The sequence below is a fragment of the Geobacillus zalihae genome, from assembly GCF_030414215.1.
In the GTDB taxonomy this organism is placed as follows: Bacteria; Bacillota; Bacilli; order Bacillales; family Anoxybacillaceae; genus Geobacillus; species Geobacillus zalihae.
This window is the reverse complement of sequence record NZ_CP129217.1, coordinates 3301874-3318610: the sequence shown is the minus strand read 5'-3', so window position 1 is coordinate 3318610 and position 16737 is coordinate 3301874. Positions and strand designations below refer to the sequence as shown.

Below are 16737 nucleotides of genomic sequence, written 5' to 3'. Positions count from 1 at the left end.
ACTACCCAACGACGCAGGTCATGCCTGCATCGTTACCGATTCTCTCGGTGTGTCTGTTGGCAGTACTTGGCTTCCACACACAACAGACGGACCTACGCTCGATGTTTTACGGTTACAACGTTTCCTGTAACCAACTCCATACATCGAGTAGCCGTGATTGGAGTGCCTTTATTGAACGGTTTTCTCCACGCCTTTATTCTATCATACACAAAAGAAAGGGGGAACGCGCATTCCTCTCCCACTTACTCCCTTTGGTCGTTGAAGTGGGAGTCTCCTGCGCGAAATAGGATGAAGTTTTTTCTGTGTCCAACAGGATGTTCATCGCCTGCGTGCTGTCCTTTACGGTTGTTTTTGACGCTTTTCCCGCTCCTTCATTTTCTCTTCCATCCGCTTCAGCAGCTTTTCCCACGGGTTTTCCGCCGTTTTTTTCTTGCGCTTTCGTTTTTCTTCCGCCATGCTCAAGCGCCTCCTTTCGCTGCGGCCGATAAGGCGAGCAAGCCGCGCAGTTCGTCATCGGAAAGTTCGGTGATCCACGCCTCGCCTTCGGTGATGAGGTCGGCGAGCGCTTGTTTTTGTTCGAGCATCTCGTCGATTTTTTCCTCGATTGTCCCGACGGTGATCAATTTATGGACGTGGACGAATTTCGTCTGTCCGATGCGGTAGGCGCGGTCGGTTGCTTGGTTTTCCACAGCCGGGTTCCACCAGCGGTCGAAATGGATGACGTGGTTGGCGGCCGTTAAGTTGAGTCCGGTGCCTCCTGCTTTGAGCGACAAAAGGAAAATCGGCGCTTGTCGTGCTTGAAACTCCTCGACCATTCGATCGCGCGTTTGTTTCGGGACGCCGCCATGCAAAAACAGCACTGGTTCGTCAAACAAGTCGGAAAGCAGCTCCTGGATCATCTCTCCCATTCGCACGTATTGCGTGAAGATGAGGCATGACTCGTCGTTGGCGCGAATTTGCTCGATCAGTTCGATGAGCTTTTCGAGCTTGTGTGACCGTTCAACGAGCTGGCGGGGGCGGCGTTCTTTCAAATACAGCGCCGGATGGTCGCAAATTTGCTTCACACCGTTTAGCATTTGCAAAATCAAGCCGCGCCGCGCAAACGGACTGGCTTCCTTTGCCCGTTCGAGTGTGTCGTTGACGAGCTGCTCGTACAAGGCAGCCTGTTCGGCTGTGAGCGGGCAATATTCTTTTTGTTCAAGCTTATCCGGCAAGTTGAGCGCAACCGCTTCATCCGTTTTCGTCCGCCGCAAGAGAAATGGGCGGATGAGCGCCTGCAGCGCCGCTTTTTTGCGGGCATCTCCTTCTTTTTCAATCGGCCCGGCAAAGCGCCGCTCAAACTCCGCACGGCTGCCGAGATAGCCAGGGTTGAGGAAGTGGAAGATGCTCCAAAGTTCGCCGAGACGGTTTTCAACCGGCGTGCCGGATAAGGCAATTTTATGTTTTCCGCTCAAGCGGCGGATGGCGCGCGCTTGTTTTGTTTGCGCATTTTTGATGTTTTGCGCTTCATCAAGGCAAATCGCATGCCAATGAATCTGTTTTAAATCGTCTTGGTCCAAATGAGCAAGGTTGTAAGACGTAATGACGAGATCGGCCTCGCCTGCCGTTTGCACGAACGCATCGTTTTTCGCCCGGTTCGGTCCATGGTGCACGTAGACGCGCAAGTCTGGGGTGAAGCGGGCGCATTCCTTTTGCCAGTTGCCGATCACGCTGGTCGGGCAGATGAGCAACGCCGGCGTGTCCGGCCGCTCCATTTCTTTTACATAGGTCAAATAGGCGAGCAGCTGCACCGTTTTGCCTAGCCCCATGTCATCGGCCAAACAGGCGCCAAAGCCGAATCGGCGCAAAAAGACGAGCCAGTCGACGCCACGCTGCTGATACGGGCGGAGCGTGCCGTGAAAAGACGGCGGCACATTTGCTTTCGGCAATCCATCAAGCTGCTGGAGCTGACGGATGAACGCCCGGAACTGATCATGGACGTCAATGTGGATCGGGATCGATTCGTCCGTTGCCTCTTCGCGCTCCTCTGCTTCTGAAAGCAGCGTTTGCGCCACGATATCGTGGATCGGCACGCCTTCTTTTTTCGCCTTTTCCATGAGCGCCTGCGCGCGGCGGACAAGGGCGGGATCAAGGATGAGCCATTGGCCGCGCAGGCGAATGAGGCGCCGCTTTTGTTCCGCCAAAGCGGCAAACTCCTCTTCCGTCAGCTCAATCCCGTTGGTCGCGACGCGCCAATCGAAATCAGCGAGCCGCTCAAGGCCGAATAATGATTCCGCGTTGACGGAAGGCGACAGTTTCGCTTTGATCGACAGCTGCGCCTGGCGGATGTCGTGCCACCAGTCGGGAAGCAGCAGGCGCACGCCCGCTTCGGTGAGCTTTAAGCTGTCTTCGGACAAAAAACGCCACGCTTCTTCATTAGACAGTTCCGTCCGCAGACCCTCCCCGGCGTCAAGCCACGGCACGATCGCGCAAATGCGGCGAATGGCGCGCTGGATCGATGATTCATATGGGCGCCAAGCGCGCGGAATGTCGCTTGCGGGTGCGATGACGCTGTCGTCGACGGCGATTAGCACCGCTTCAAGCGTCCATACGTCGCCTTCCTCGGACGGCTCGACAAGGCGCAGTCCGACCGTAAATGGCGGTCGGTCGCCGAGCCAGCCGATTTGTTCAAGCCAATCGTCTTCCGTTCCGGTCCATTGGCCGCTGGGGGAGGCGATCAATGGATAAGCGCGAACGATTTCGCCCCAAATGCCGCGAAGCTCCGGGTCGCGCGACAGCCAGTCGGCAATCGCCAGCGACCGCCATGTAGCGACGAACGGATCGGGATCGTCATCCGCGCCGCGCCAGCGGGTGCGACCCGCTTCGCTCCATGCGCCGCCTGTGTTTTTCCAAAGGGAAGCGTCTGGAAGGAAGCGGCGTTCCCCCAACCCATTCCAAATGTGTCTCGCCCACTCTTCCAATCGGGCGGTGAATTCATCCGCCCATTCGATGACGGAAAAGCGCGAGTGCGGACGCAACGCGAACAGAGTGAGCGCTTGCCACGGCGACAGCCGCACGATGTCGTCTTCGATATCAATCATGGTCCCGTAAAAGGTTTCTTCGTGCCAAGCCAATAAAGGCGAAACCCATGATGAGGGATGGGTGGAACCAGAGAGCTCGAAACATCGAATCTCTTCATTCCATCTGCAGGAAATCTGAATCGTCTCCAATGCCTTCATGGAAGCAGTTTTCCTTTCTTTAATTCTTCATGAAACGCGCGCAGGCGCGCCGTTTTGGCGAGCAGCTGTTCAAGATACGCTTCCCATTGATCGAATCGCTTCATCGAGCGGTAATGAGCCCGCATCGTTTTCAAGTGGCGGACCGCCCTTTGGTAGCTTGACCGGTTTTTCTCGTTGAGCAGCTTGATCACGGTCCGATGATATAACGGCATGACAAGATCCGTCCCGCGCGCTTGCAATGTTTTGAGCAGCTGCGGATGCAGCTCATCAGCGGTGATGTTCGCCCATAAGAATAGGTCCACGACTTCCCGGTAGCGTCCTTGCCGATACAAAAAGTTGGTGTACTCGTTGACGCTGTACGGAAGGCTTCGCTGCAAAAAATCTTCCCATGCGTCCGAGCGGTTTCGTTGCCGGGCGTACATTTCAAACCAGTGCACCGCTTCGTCCAAAAAACTGCTTCGGATGGGAGCGGGTATATGCGAAAGATAAAGCGGCCAATCGTCTTTTGCTTTTTCCCAAACGGCTTCAAACCGCTTCAAGAGGCCGTTTTGAATGAATCGCCCGATCCATTCCACCAAAAACAAGCCTGCCTGATCGGGGAACGCGCGGTAAAGCGCCATCGCTTCGTCGTCTTCGCCAAGCAAAAAGGAAAGATGAGCCGCCGCCATAGCGGCGCGGATGTCGTCTCGGTCTTTGGCGAGCCGAAGGAGTTCGGCCCGTTCCTCTTGCCGCCATGTGGGCTTGGTGAACAGCGATTCCCACGCGGTTGTGTAAAAGTCATAGCCGAATGATGACAGCGCCCCGTCCAAAAACAATACATCACGAACATACGGAATCGTCTGTTCAATCAACGCGTTGAGCGACCGCGGCAGCGATTGAGTAGACAATTTTTCCAAGGCGTCAAAGGCGCGGTCGGCGACATAGTTGACGTCCTGCTGCCAGGAAAACTGTCCGTAAGAGGCGAATACGACGTCATTCCACCCTTGCGCCTCTCCGTACTGCCGAAGCTTTTCCAACAAAAAGAGGGCGGCATGAAGCTCCCGCAACGGACGGGCGCCAGCTTGCTTCCCTTCGTTTTTGCCAAGTTTCGGGAGCAGCTGGAAGGCTAAACGGTACGGCCAGTTTTGGCCGTTTTGATGGCGGGAGAAAAAGTCTTCATACTGTTTCTCGAACTGGCCCCGCCAATCTTCAACCGTTTCATTGGCTGTGATCGAAAGGCCTGCCGTTTTCCCCGCGCGTTTTGGAGCAGGTGTTTTTGATTCATGGACAGCGGATTCTTTCTGCAACGGGCCGATTTGCCCTTTTTTCCAAAGGCGGAACAGCTCGCCAACGTCGAACACGTTGCCGTATATATAAAAGAACAGCGCCAAAACGTGTGGACACAGCCCTTCCGTCCCGCACGGGCAGCGATGGCGGCGGGTGACGTTGGACAAATCAACCATGACGTCATGAGGAGTTTTGTCAGACACGACCCCTTCCACTTCATGGCTGTTGATGACCATCACGTTATAGACGAACCCGTATCTGGACAAATCGCGTCCTTTTTGAATGAGCGTGTGGAAAATGGGATACGGCAATTCTTTCACCAATTCTTCTGCCGCTTGCCGCAAAAGCGGTTTGGAGATCGTGGTCTGCAACATGTCGGTCCGTCCTTTCCGATCCATTCCTTATCATCCTATTATAGCATGTGACAGCGTGTCGAAAAAAGAGGGGCAATGTGACAAAACGCGTCTGTTCTCGAGACGGCATGAAAGGACATTGCGAGCTTTTGAACGTGTACGCGTTTTGATAGAAAGAAAGGTGTGAGTAAAATATTTGTGGGTGACATTCCGAAATGATCCCCGACGAGGGTTGCGAACTTTTGTTCGCGACGCTCGTCGGGGCCACCAAGCGAAGCGCGGTAGAAAAAAGCAAATGTCATGCAAAAAGGACTCTCTCCCTGCTATGATGGTGATTGTCAACATCAACCGAAAACAGGAGGGAGAGAGTCCATGAAACATCTTACCACAGAATGGCCTTTATTAAAAGAGCTGGAGGAACAATTAGTCAGAACTCTTCAAAAGGTGTTCGCTGTCTTGTTGGCGGCCCTTTTGGAGGAGATTGATCAACAACTGGCGGAAGCGCGGGACAAGCGCCGGTATCAGCTGAAAGACAAACGGCCGACTACGATCCAAACGCTGTTTGGAGAAGTGACGTTTCGACGGAACTACTACTATGACCGGCAAACGGGGAACTATACCTTCTTGCTGGATGCCGAATTAGGCTTTGATGGGGCCCGATCGATCAGTCCTTGCCTCGAGGAAACGGCGGTCGAGTTGGCCGTCGAGTGCTCTTCCTACCGCAAAGCGGCCCGTACGTTGGAGTCGATCGTGGGGTATGCGGTCATGAGCCACGAGGCGATTCGCCAACTGGTGCTGGAGGCCCCTGTCTCGCTGCACCGCCCTGTTTCCCAACGGCACGGCCGGGTGCTGTTTGTGGAGGCGGATGGACTGTTTATTTCCCGCCAGGGGAAAGGGAAACGGGCGAAAGAAGAGAAAATCCTGGCGGTTCACGAGGGATGGAAACGAAACGGTTCGCAGCTCGAGCTCGTGAACCGGCGCCACTACCTCCATGAAGGGGAGGGAGACGTGTGGGAACGGTTCGAAGAGTGGCTGATGAACGAATATGCCTATGATCCGTGCCGGGACCTGTTGATCATCAACGGCGACGCGGCGTCGTGGATCACGGCCTGCCGGGAGTATTTTGGGAAGCGGGCGTGCTTTCAGCTGGATCGATTTCATGTGGCGCGGGAGCTGCGTCAGTGTCTGTCCGGCCATCCGCGTTGGCGGGAGGTGCGGAAGAAGCTGGCGAAACAAGACGAAGAGGGGCTTCTCGTGGAGCTGAACAGCGCGGTCGGCACGTTGGAGGACGAAGCGAAAGAGAAGCAGATGGCTGCCATGATCCGCCGGATCGAGTCGATGCCGGGATGCATCCGGGACTATCGGGAGTGGCTGTCGGAGCAAGGGGTGGAGACGACCGGCATGCGTCCGATGGGCCACGCCGAGAGCGTGATGAGCCGGTTTGCGCATCGGGTGAAATCCCGCCGCAGCTGGAAAGACCAAGGGCTTCGGGCGTTTCTGAGGGCGATGGCGGCCCGAATCGACGGGATTTGGCGGAGAAATGGGCAGTTGGTGGAGGAAGAAGAGACCCGAACGGCGGCCTCGGCCTCAACAAAGTCCAAGCGGATCGAACAGGCCAAACGGAAGGCCGGACGGTTATGGGCAGATGTGGTGCGTCAGAATCTACCGTGTCTGCAGCGGTCATCCGGGACACCGATCCATCAAGCGTTGTCGGCGCTCCGGGATGGTGGTTGGGTGTAAAAAAATGGAATATCGTATCATCGCCTCAAGATGAGGGATGAGAGTCCGAAAGCGCTTACGATATTAATTCCTGAAAATGGTTCGCTAACTAGTGATTGACAACGCCCGTAGTGAACCGAAAAAATGTTCTCCACAAAGTCTTGACTGACTCGAAAGAAAGCTGGTGATGGTTGAACGTCTATCGATGATGGTATAATAGGAATAGAAAAAGTCCAAATGGAAAAGAAAGCAGGTGCATCGAATATGGCGGAAACGCCACGGAACGCGTTATGCCCGTGCGGAAGCGGGAAAAAGTACAAGCATTGTTGCGGAAAAAAAGAGGCGGTTTCGATTTCGTCATTGATTGACCGCGAGTTGATCGAATGCATGAATGATATGCGTCAGTTTGTTTTGCAGCGGTATGAGAGGGAGGCGGAAGAGCTTTTAGACCAGTTCCCGCTTGATGAGATGCCGGAGGAACTCGAGCTTGGCATGCAGATCATGGTGGTGAACTGGATGTTGTTTTGTTGGCCGGTTGATGAAACAGGACAAACGATCTTTTCTGCTTACCGGAAAAGCCGTCATTGGGAGCGGTGGCGCCCGTCTGTTCAGGCTCACATCGAGAGGTGGGAAGGAGCCGTTCCGTCGCTTGGCGAGTTCATCGGCTATGATGACGACAATCGCCCCGTTGTCCGGGATTTGTTGACGGGAGAGGAAAAGATCGTTCATTTATTGACTTCCGATCAATGGCCGAGCGTGATCGAAACAGGAGATGTGGTGTTCGGCTTCCTTGTGCCGTACCAAGACGTGTTCACGTGTTTCACAGCGGTGTTTCCGCTCCCGGCGTCAGGGAAAGATCGATTGCTTCGGGCGATTCAACAAGAAGGGGAGTGGAGCGGTCAGCCATCGGCTTTATGGATGCGCGATCGGTTCGTCGCTGTGCTTTCCGATGTGCTCTTGGAGTGGCTTTGGCAGTTCGCCAAACAGTTCAAATGGGATGATCCGAAACAAGCGGCCGTCATTCGCGAGCTCGATGAAAACGAGCCGGAGGCGCCAGCGGCGCTGCTCAATCAAGCGTTCGCCATATGGGCGATCTATTGCGGAAAAACATCCCGCCTCCCTCATTCGGTTCCCGTCTACGCCGCGGCGCTCCGCTATGTGGCTGGGCATTTGATGAAGGCGGAAGGATCGGAGGTGGAAGACATCGCCGATCGGTATGACGTGATGCCAGAAGATGTGCGATCGGCGGCGTTGGATTTTTTCCTGATGGCTGTTGATGATGAAGACGACGAGGAATGGCTCGATGACTGGGAGGAAGACTGGTTCGAAGAGGAAGGGGATGAGCTTGATGCGCGCATCAATGAATGGATCGATGACATCGATCTGATGTTGATGCGTGAAGGATGGAACGAGAAGCGAGTCAACCGTCATATTGACCGCGCCATCCGTTCGTGGCGGAATGAGGGCCTGCTCGAGGAAGTGAATGAAAAAGAATTGCGTAAAGAACTCCGCGATGTAGCGTGGGAGATCTTCACCGATCGGGGATTCATCTAGAAGCTGGCAGAAAAACGGGCGCTGCGCGCAAGTCAGCGGCATTTCGTCAGAAAGGAAAGCCGGTTCCACAAGGGCTCTCTCATTCAACCATCATGGAGCTCAACCCAAGCTCTCTATAAGCAGAAACAGGGAATGGAATACGTTCCATTCGTGAAACTCCAAAAAAAGCGGCGGGGAACGATCCGTTTTGACCGAATCCATAATGGATTGGGAAAAATGGCTTTGTGCGCAATTCCGACCGTTTTTAATATCTTGGTCGCCGTTTTGGAAAGGAAAGATTAGAAGGGAGGATTTTGCATGGCAATCGGCCGAAATGACCCGTGCCCGTGCGGAAGCGGGAAAAAGTATAAGAAATGCTGCATGAACAAACAGCAAAAGCATGAGATCAAGCGGGTGCGGCAGCGCCGCTTTTTTGACCAAAAATATGAGCTGTCGCAAATGGTGCAACGGTTTTTGGATGAAGCGCTGTCTTACGATGAACGCGAAGCGGTCAACCGTACATTTCGCCAAATGATCGAACAAAAGGATCATCGTGAAGAGTTGAAGGTGTTTGAGACGCTTTGGCGTTTTTTCCTCCATCGTTATCCGAATGGATTGCGCGGCGTTGAATGGTTTCAACAGGAAAAAGGGCGTCGTCTTTCTCCAGAGCTGAAAGAAATGTTGGACCGCTGGGTTCGGCTTGTGCCGCGCCTTGTGCAATTTGTCGATTTGCATGATGAAGGAGGAGTGGCGGTTGACCGGTTGACGGGCGAGAAACTTCTCATGCCGTATTGCGAGACATTGGAGGTTGTGCGCCCTTGGGGCGGCATGTTTGCCTTTTTGGAGCCCTTTGACGGCGGCTATTACGTTTGCGGTGTATCATCAATTGTGGATCCGAAGGGCGTGGAACGGGCGGAAGAGAACATTCGCGTCTTGTTGACGCAAACCGATTGGCCGTATGAAAAGGTAGCCGTTGAACATTTTCTCGATATCGTCGATGCAGGCTATCCTCCGAGGGCGGACGATGTGCAAGAGGAGCGCACGCGATGGACGTATGAATACGAATGCCAGGAAGCCGCTGAGGCGATGAGGAAGCTTGCTTCGATCGGACGCGCTCACATTGATCATGACGATGGGGAGAAAGTGGAAGGTTCATGGTGCACCAATGTGTACCATTATGTCGGAGTGATTTCCCCCAAGCCGATTCATGTGTTTGAATTAGGCGGGTCATTATCCGCTCATCGGTCGCGTCTCGTGTTGTCTACCGAGGAGGAAGGGACGGCCGAACAGCTCGTGTCGCTGCTGCAGGCGTTTGGGTATTCCCCAAAAGAACGAAAACGGGGGACAGAAGCCGTTTTGCGCCGAAAAGGGATCGAAAACGTTTCGCTTCATATTGATTCAGACCCAGACTCTCCCCCTTGGGTGGCAACGATGGCCGGATTGGATGTTCAAATGGAAAAAGCCCTTCACACCCCGCTTGAGAAATGGAATGGAAAAACCCCTCACGAAATGGCGCGCGAGGGGCGTGTTCAGGAAGTGGATGAGTGGCTGAAAGAGTATGAATTCCATTTGTTTAACATGCAAGAACGAGCCAATTTGCCGGTGCTCATCGGAGTGAATCCCATTCGCTCCCGTTATGGATTGCCCCCATCTCCGTTTAGCTCATCACATCGTCTTTCGGACTTATGGAAAATGAAATGGATGGGGCCGGAAAGAACCGAGACGTTGTTGATCCGCGCGGAATGGGAAGGGATGTATTTCACCGATGACGCATTGGCGTTTTATAACGAAGTCATCGTGAGCGGAGAAAAAGAAGCCAAAGAGGCGTTTTGGGCCATGGTTTTGCTCGTGTGTGAATATATGAACGGGCGGACGTTTTCATCGTGGCAGGACGTAGGAGAAGAAGACTGGAAACAATGCATCGTCGAGCAAATCCCGTCAAGATGGAGTTCGTTTTCATGGGAAGTGGTGAGCCGAGCGCTCGATATGTTGCTTGAGTGGGCCGATTGGCTGGACCGCCGTTATGGAACGAATCATCGAACTGTTATTGGTGCTGTGCTGGAAGAGGTCAGAAGCGAATTGGAACATTGCTTTGCTTTGCTGGATGAATGGAGGGGCGAGAACGGAAAGGCGGATGAGGAACTGATGGCTTGGCAGCTTGCTCGTTTGTTTGGTTTGCCTATTCCCCTTTCCGTCGGTTTCTCGTTTTTCCGCGTCAAGCGTGTGGAACAGGGGAAGGCGGTGCTGGATTGGCTTGCCCATAACCGAACGGTGACATGGGACATTCCGAAGCGGGCAGAGCCGCATCTGTTGCCGGGCATGTATATCGTCGCCGCGACCGATCGCAACGGCAAGATGGACGATCTTGCCCGCGTGTATCCGCCGTCTTTCTCTCCGTACGTAGAGCCGTGGCTTCAGGCGCTGGAAGCGTGGCCAGACAAGGCGGAGACAGAATGGGTTGCGTTTCAAGAGCGCCTGCTTGCCTCGTTGTCTCGCTTGATTCGCCGGCCGTAGGCGTCCCGACGGATGACGGGGCGCTTGTTTCTCTCGGCTCGGCCTCTATGATTCTCCATTATGCAGGCAAGACCAATGGTAAGAGTCATTCATATTCTTAGGATTTTGGTCCATCACCATAACGTGTGCTTGAGAAGCAGGGTTTTTCTCGTTTTACCCAGAAACGGATGAGGACGCGAATGATCCAAGAATCCTACACCTTTAGGAGTGCGGAGTGTCAACCGGCATGAAAATCATGGATTGGCTGATTTTCTCCTTGGAGAAGGAAATATGGCATGTTTTGAAAAAGCCAAGGGCACCTTTTGGTGAAGAACCAGGATTTTGGTTAGGCATAAAAAATGGAATGCGAATCGATGTTCTCGACATGAGCGGCGGAAGTCCCAAAGTGCTTGCGATATGTGTTGCTGAAAGCAGTTCCATCACACGTTGATCGTGAATGTCTCCCCAAGGTGTTTAGCTGGCCCGAGCGTTAGCGTAGAGGGGGAGAACGTTCAATGACTATGATACAAAGAAAGTAGGTAGCTATATGGCGAAGGCATCGCGAAACAATCTTTGTCCATGCGGCAGTGGGAAAATGTACAAGCATTGTTGTGGGAAGAAAGAAGCAGTATCGATAGAATCTCTAATTGACCGTGAAGTGGCCAAATGTATGCAAGATGTGTTTTCGTTTGCGTTAGAGCGATATGAGGAAGAGCTTGCTTTCATGATGTCTGGTTCTCCATTTCAAGGGCTTCCTAACGAGCTGGAGACCAGCGCCAATTTATTGCTGACGAACTGGGCGATTTTTCACAGACACGTTGATGACAAAGGGATGACAATTTTTTCAGCCTATATGAGAAGCCGGCGCCGCACGCGGTGGCGTCCAGCAGTGCAAACTCATTTGAAGCGATGGGACGAGGCGGTTCCGTCGTTTGACGAGATCATTCATATCGAGGATGAGCGGCGTTTCCTTGTACGCGATCTGTTGACCAGAAAAGAAAAGTACGTCCGTTTTTTGACGCCGGAGGAGCTTCCGTCTGCTAGGGAGGGGGACGTGCTAGTAGGATGCCTCGTTCCGCATGGGGACGAGTGGGCGTACTTCATGAAGGTGCTGCCGATTCTAAAGAGCGGGAAGGATCGGCTTGCGCGGGCGCTTCAAGCGGAATGGAATCCGGATACGAAAACGTGTGAAGTGTTTTTGCGCGAGTCGTTTCCGGAATTGCTTGAAATAGCGGTCCATGAGCTGTTGTGGCAGCTGCTGAGCGAAAAGGACTGGGGGGATCGAGATCAAGATGATGTTTTTCGCGAATTAAAGAAAAAGGAAGAAACAACCTCCTCCCTAGTGCTCAGCGAGGCTGCGTTCCTTTGGCGCGCATATTGCGAAATGGATGAACCGGTCATCAAGAATCCTGCTGTGTATGCGGCTGCACTCCGTTATTTGGCGAGTGAAATGGCTGGAAGAGAATTTGTCAATATGGAAAAGGTTGCGGAACACTACGGCGTTCCTGTAGAGGAAGTGGAAGCCGCTGTGATGGAATTGTTTTTATTTCGCACAGAGTTGCTCGATGATGGAGATGATGAGGGCGAGAATGATGATGAGTGGCTCTTTGACGATGGGGATGACGGTGATGAGATCTGGTTCGACGACGGTGGGATGGAGGATGGCGATGAGCTGGACCGTGCGATTGAGGAATGGCTTGACCAAGTTGAGGAGTTGTTTGATTGCGAGGGCTGGGACGTTGATCAAGTCCATCGCTTGATCGACAAAGCGATCCGAACATGGAAAAAGGACGGGTTGCTTGAAGGAGTCGATGCAGCTGAGTTGCGCAAGGAGCTCGAGGAGCTCGTCTGGGAGACGTTTGCTGAACGGGGATTTTTGTAAGGCGATGGACAAAGCAGGCAACAAAGGACAGATGGATGCGAAAGAAGGTGCCCTTGAGAGATGACGGATACCTTCTTTCGCATGCGTTACAATCGGATATAGGCCAGCCGCTCGTTCGCTTCCTCGACGTCAAAGGCATCAGGATCAAAATCTTCGCCTTTCATGTCGTACATCCAGTCTACCAGCTCGCGCAATTCGGGATCGGCAAGAGAGTCTTTTTGCGCCGTCGCTTCCAGCAGCTCCAGATAGCCATAGACGCCGCCGCAATCCTCGGGAGGGCACGCCCGTTTTCCTTTCAGGCAAGCGGCGCGTTCCAACGGTTTTGGGAGTGTTTCAATCTTTTCAACGGTGACGGTATGGCTCCAGTAGTCGCCAAAATCGTAAATATATAGAAATTTTTGTTTTTCTTCCGTCAGCCATTGCTGTAATGGGATGCGGCGGGCGTCCATCAGTTCTTTTTCCAGCTGAAACGAATCCCAGCCGTCAGGGATGCCGATGAGAACGCTTCCGAAATCGAATTCGTATAAATGGGCTTGTTCCCATCCCATCGCTTCTTGGATGATGAGATGAAGCTCGTGAAATGTCGCATGTCCGGGAACAAGGACGCGCCGCCAAATCGGCGGGCGGATGCCGTTTAATGTGATTTTCAGCTGGTAGGCTGTTTTGGACCGCCGCCGTTTGGAAGGGGGTGCGCTCTTTGGCGCCTCAACCCATCTGCCGTGTGGACGGTCCCGCTCTGTCGGATGGAACATGGCAGACAATTCGTCGATCAGTTTAGCAAGATTGTCGGGGTTCATAGACCTCGTCTCCTTTCGGATAAACGTTTTGTATAATAGTAGTTTATCCTGTCCATAGTAGAATTTAAACATTATTGATGGAAATATTGAAAAAAGAAAGATGGAAGGGGAGGATGACGCATGTCGATCGGCCGCGTTGTAGTGGCTGTCGTATGAAGAAGCATGATGCAGAAAAAGGAGAGCCGTTGTCGGTTGATGGATGCCGCCTCGCTAGTTTTGTCGAGCGGTTTTCCGAAGCGGCAGACAGGAAATTCCCCGTTGTGCGCGAACGATATAGTAGACAAATTGGGGACAACGGGGGAGGGAATGGGCATGAGGCGGGGGGGATGGCTCGCCGCATCGTTTTGTTTGCTTTGGTTGCTGGCGGTCCTTTGGCCGTCGGGAGTGAAAGGAGAAAAAGAAACGGAAGAAACGAAGCGTCTGGCGGTGGTGACGGCGGACCGCGTGAATGTCCGCCAAGGACCGGGGGTGCCGTACCGCCCGGTGGCAAGCGTCCACCGCGGTGACGTGTACCGGTTGGTGGATGTGAAAGATGGTTGGTTGAAAATTGAATGGGAGAAAAATCGGACCGGGTGGCTCGCGGCGCGGTACGTCGCGTTGGCAAAAGAGACAGCCGTCGTGCAAGAAGACCGGCTCCGCCTTCGCCAAGAGCCGAGCCGAGACGGGCGAATTATTGGGCATTTGGCGCGGGGAGAAACGGTATGGGTCATCAAGGAAGATGGGGAATGGACGGAAGTGATCGCAGACGGTGCGATCGGCTGGGTGTCTTCAGCATACCTCACTGCGGCTCGGGAGTCATCGATTTCGCATCAAACCGGAATCGTCAACGCCAGTTCGCTCAACGTTCGGGCTGAGCCGTCATTGAAGGCAGCGCGCGTCGGACGCCTTGTCCGTGGTGAAGAGGTCGAGATTGTAGAAAAGAAACCGGGATGGTATAAAATTGCCTCCTCAACAGGGCTTGGTGGCTGGGTTTCGTCCGCGTATGTGCAGGTAAAGGGTGGACAAGCCAATGAAAAGGAAGCGGAAGCGCCCCAGTCGGCTGACCGCTCGTTGCTTTCCATCATCGCGCCTAGCGACTCGCGCCTGTATGTAGACAGCTGGACGCGCGGTCCTGTTCAGGCGCTGGCCGGAAAAACGATCGTTCTTGACGCTGGCCACGGAGGCAAAGACGGCGGTGCGAAAAGTGCCGATGGCGTCAAGGAAAAGGAGTTGACGTTGGAAACGGCGAGGCTTCTAAAAAACAAGCTGCAATCTTACGGCGCCCGCGTCGTGCTGACGCGCTCCAGCGATGAGTATGTGCCGCTGTCCGCGCGCGTGGCGATGGCGCGCCTGTATCAAGCGGATGCGTTTATCAGCCTGCATTATGACAGCGCAGACGACCAACAGGCGAGCGGCATCACCGTTTATTACTACGACCGTTTTGCCGATTACGGCTTAGCGCAATCATTCGAAGACCCGCTTTCCCGATTGGCCGCACTGCCTTTCCGCGGCGTTGCGTTTGGCGACTATTACGTGCTGCGGGAAAACGACAGACCGTCTGTATTGCTTGAGCTCGGCTATGTAAGCAACCGCACAGATGCGGCGACGGTGGCGACAGACGACTATCAGGAAGCAGTGACGACCGCGATTGCGGATGCGGTTCGGCATTATTTTGAATAAGAAATGATCGTGGAGAAATCGTTGATCGGCGGTTTTGTGGTTGATTGGCTGTCAAGAAGCAAATGTCATGTAACCGGGGGTTTGGCTCCTCCCGGTTTTCTTTTGGCCGCAGAGCACAACCGGTGAACTCAGCGGCTAGGCGAAAACAATGAAAATCCCCAGGCGATTCGATATAATGAGAACAAGCGACAATAGCCGCAATGGATCAAAAAGGTGTGAGGAACGATGAAAATCACGATCGCCGGGGCGGGATATGTGGGGCTGGTGACCGCCGCCTGCCTGGCTGATAAAGGGCATGATGTCATATGCGTGGATGTCAATGAGGAAAAAATTCGGCGGTTGAATGAAGGAATCGTCCCCATTTATGAACCGGGGCTCGAACCGCTCATCCAACGGAACAGCGCCCGCCTTCGCTTTACCACAGACGATGCGGAAGCGTATCGATGGGCGGAAGTGATCATGGTCGCGGTCGGCACCCCGCCGCTGCCGGATGGTTCTGTGCAGCTTGACGCCGTTTGGAAGGCGCTCGGCCGCATTGCGATGGCGGTGGAGCGCGACTGTTTGGTGGCGATCAAATCGACGGTTCCGGTCGGCACAGGGGATGAGGCCGCGCGTTTTGTAGCAGAAAATGGACGCTCTGGGGTGCGCATCGACATTGTGTCCAACCCGGAGTTTTTGTCACAAGGAACGGCGGTGCGCGATACGTTGCAGGCGCCGCGCATTGTGTTAGGCGTCGAATCGGAGAGAGCGGAGCGGATGATGAAGGACCTCTACGCCCCGTTTGCGCTCCCGTACGTCGTGACGGACCGGAGAAGCGCCGAGATGATCAAGTACGCGGCCAATGTGTTTTTGGCGTTGAAAATTTCCTACATCAACGAGATCGCCAATGTATGCGAGTTGGTAGGCGCCGACATTCAGGCGGTGGCGGAAGGAATCGGCATGGATCCGCGCATCGGCCGCCGCTTTTTGCGCGCAGGCGTCGGGTATGGAGGCTCATGCCTGCCGAAAGATGCGAGCGCGCTTTATTCGTTGGCGGCTTCTCACGGCTATTCGCTCAAAACGGTATGGGCGGCAATGGACGTCAATGAGAAACAAAAATGGAAGCTTCTTGACAAAGCGCGTCTGCACATTGGGGATTTCCGCAACCGGACGGTCGCCGTGCTTGGCGCCGCATTCAAGCCGGGCACCGATGATGTGCGCGAATCGCCGGCATTGGCGAACATCGAACGGCTCATTGCTGAAGGGGCCGCCGTGCGCGTCTGGGACCCAGCCGCTCTCGAACATGTCGCCCGCCGTTTTGGCGATGCGGTCGTTTGTTGTCAGACGATTGAGGAAGCCATTCGCGGCGCGGATGTTTGTTTCATTTTCACCGAATGGCCGGCTGTGCTGCAATTTGACCTTCACCGCTACAAGACGCTGATGAAAACACCGGTTGTGGTGGATGGGCGGAATTGTTACGACCCGAAGGCGGCAGAAGCCGCCGGCTTAATCTACGAGTCGATCGGGCGGCCGGTGGTGGGTGGAGCGACAGGCGTTTCGCTATACGCACCGGTCGCTACACAAGCAGAAAAAGAGGGGTAAAGAAAGCAGCTGTGCCCCATCTGTTCTCTGGCGATGGTTCGTCCCCAGCGATGGCGGGAGGCGCTGCCTGCTGAAGGAATTGGATGGCATTGCGATGCTGAGGATTGTTCGTTTAGGCGCTTTCTAAAAACGTGGTGATGCATTTTTGTATCTGCAACGAGCCGTTGGGGGAGTTTGAGGAAGAAAGTGAATCGGACGAGGGTGTTGTTTGCCGATAGGACGGGGATAGTGAGGAG

At 54.1% G+C, this 16737-nt stretch carries 10 protein-coding genes; 7 read left to right on the top strand and 3 right to left on the bottom strand.

All coding sequences use genetic code 11. The features are described from left to right. Positions 1 to 458: 458 nt before the first annotated feature. A complete protein-coding gene (locus QWV57_RS16685; protein WP_301100128.1) occupies positions 459 to 3218 on the bottom strand; it encodes a DEAD/DEAH box helicase in 2760 nt (919 codons plus the stop codon). Then, entirely contained in the window at positions 3215 to 4858 is a 1644-nt protein-coding gene (locus tag QWV57_RS16680) for an SWIM zinc finger family protein (RefSeq protein WP_301102134.1), read from the bottom strand. The genes QWV57_RS16685 and QWV57_RS16680 overlap by 4 nt, the downstream gene beginning before the upstream one ends. 351 nt (positions 4859 to 5209) lie before the next feature. Here QWV57_RS16680 and QWV57_RS16675 point away from each other — a divergent pair, with 351 nt between their 5' ends. The 5 genes from QWV57_RS16675 (at position 5210) to QWV57_RS16655 (ending at position 12464) form a co-directional block, all read left to right on the top strand. After that, a complete protein-coding gene (locus tag QWV57_RS16675; RefSeq protein WP_015374689.1) occupies positions 5210 to 6577 on the top strand; it encodes an ISLre2-like element ISGsp3 family transposase in 1368 nt (455 codons plus the stop codon). Positions 6578 to 6793: 216 nt separating this feature from the next. After that, positions 6794 to 8110: an SEC-C domain-containing protein gene (locus tag QWV57_RS16670; RefSeq protein WP_129447216.1), complete on the top strand. Its 1317-nt coding sequence runs from the start codon at positions 6794 to 6796 to the stop codon at positions 8108 to 8110. Positions 8111 to 8407: 297 nt separating this feature from the next. Further along, a complete protein-coding gene (locus QWV57_RS16665) occupies positions 8408 to 10603 on the top strand; it encodes a YecA family protein (RefSeq protein ID WP_301100127.1) in 2196 nt (731 codons plus the stop codon). 214 nt (positions 10604 to 10817) lie between these two features. Then, positions 10818 to 11033, top strand: a complete 216-nt coding sequence (locus tag QWV57_RS16660) for a hypothetical protein (protein WP_050367909.1) — start codon at positions 10818 to 10820, stop codon at positions 11031 to 11033. A gap of 96 nt (positions 11034 to 11129) precedes the next feature. Next, positions 11130 to 12464, top strand: a complete 1335-nt coding sequence (locus tag QWV57_RS16655) for a YecA family protein (protein ID WP_042382200.1) — start codon at positions 11130 to 11132, stop codon at positions 12462 to 12464. Positions 12465 to 12550: 86 nt separating this feature from the next. On the opposite strand, the gene QWV57_RS16650 is transcribed toward QWV57_RS16655, so the two are convergent. Then, positions 12551 to 13261 (bottom strand): plasmid pRiA4b ORF-3 family protein, encoded by a 711-nt coding sequence (locus QWV57_RS16650; RefSeq protein ID WP_015375953.1) that lies wholly within the window; start codon positions 13259 to 13261, stop codon positions 12551 to 12553. 312 nt (positions 13262 to 13573) lie between these two features. On the opposite strand from QWV57_RS16650, the gene QWV57_RS16645 reads away from it, so the two are divergent. Together QWV57_RS16645 and QWV57_RS16640 are read left to right on the top strand one after the other, a co-directional pair. Further along, positions 13574 to 14920 (top strand): N-acetylmuramoyl-L-alanine amidase family protein, encoded by a 1347-nt coding sequence (locus tag QWV57_RS16645; protein ID WP_301100125.1) that lies wholly within the window; start codon positions 13574 to 13576, stop codon positions 14918 to 14920. Between the two features lie 225 nt (positions 14921 to 15145). Then, positions 15146 to 16501 carry a UDP-glucose dehydrogenase family protein gene (locus QWV57_RS16640; RefSeq protein WP_015375951.1) on the top strand — a complete coding sequence of 452 codons (1356 nt, stop codon included), beginning with the start codon at positions 15146 to 15148 and terminating at the stop codon, positions 16499 to 16501. Positions 16502 to 16737 lie beyond the last annotated feature (236 nt).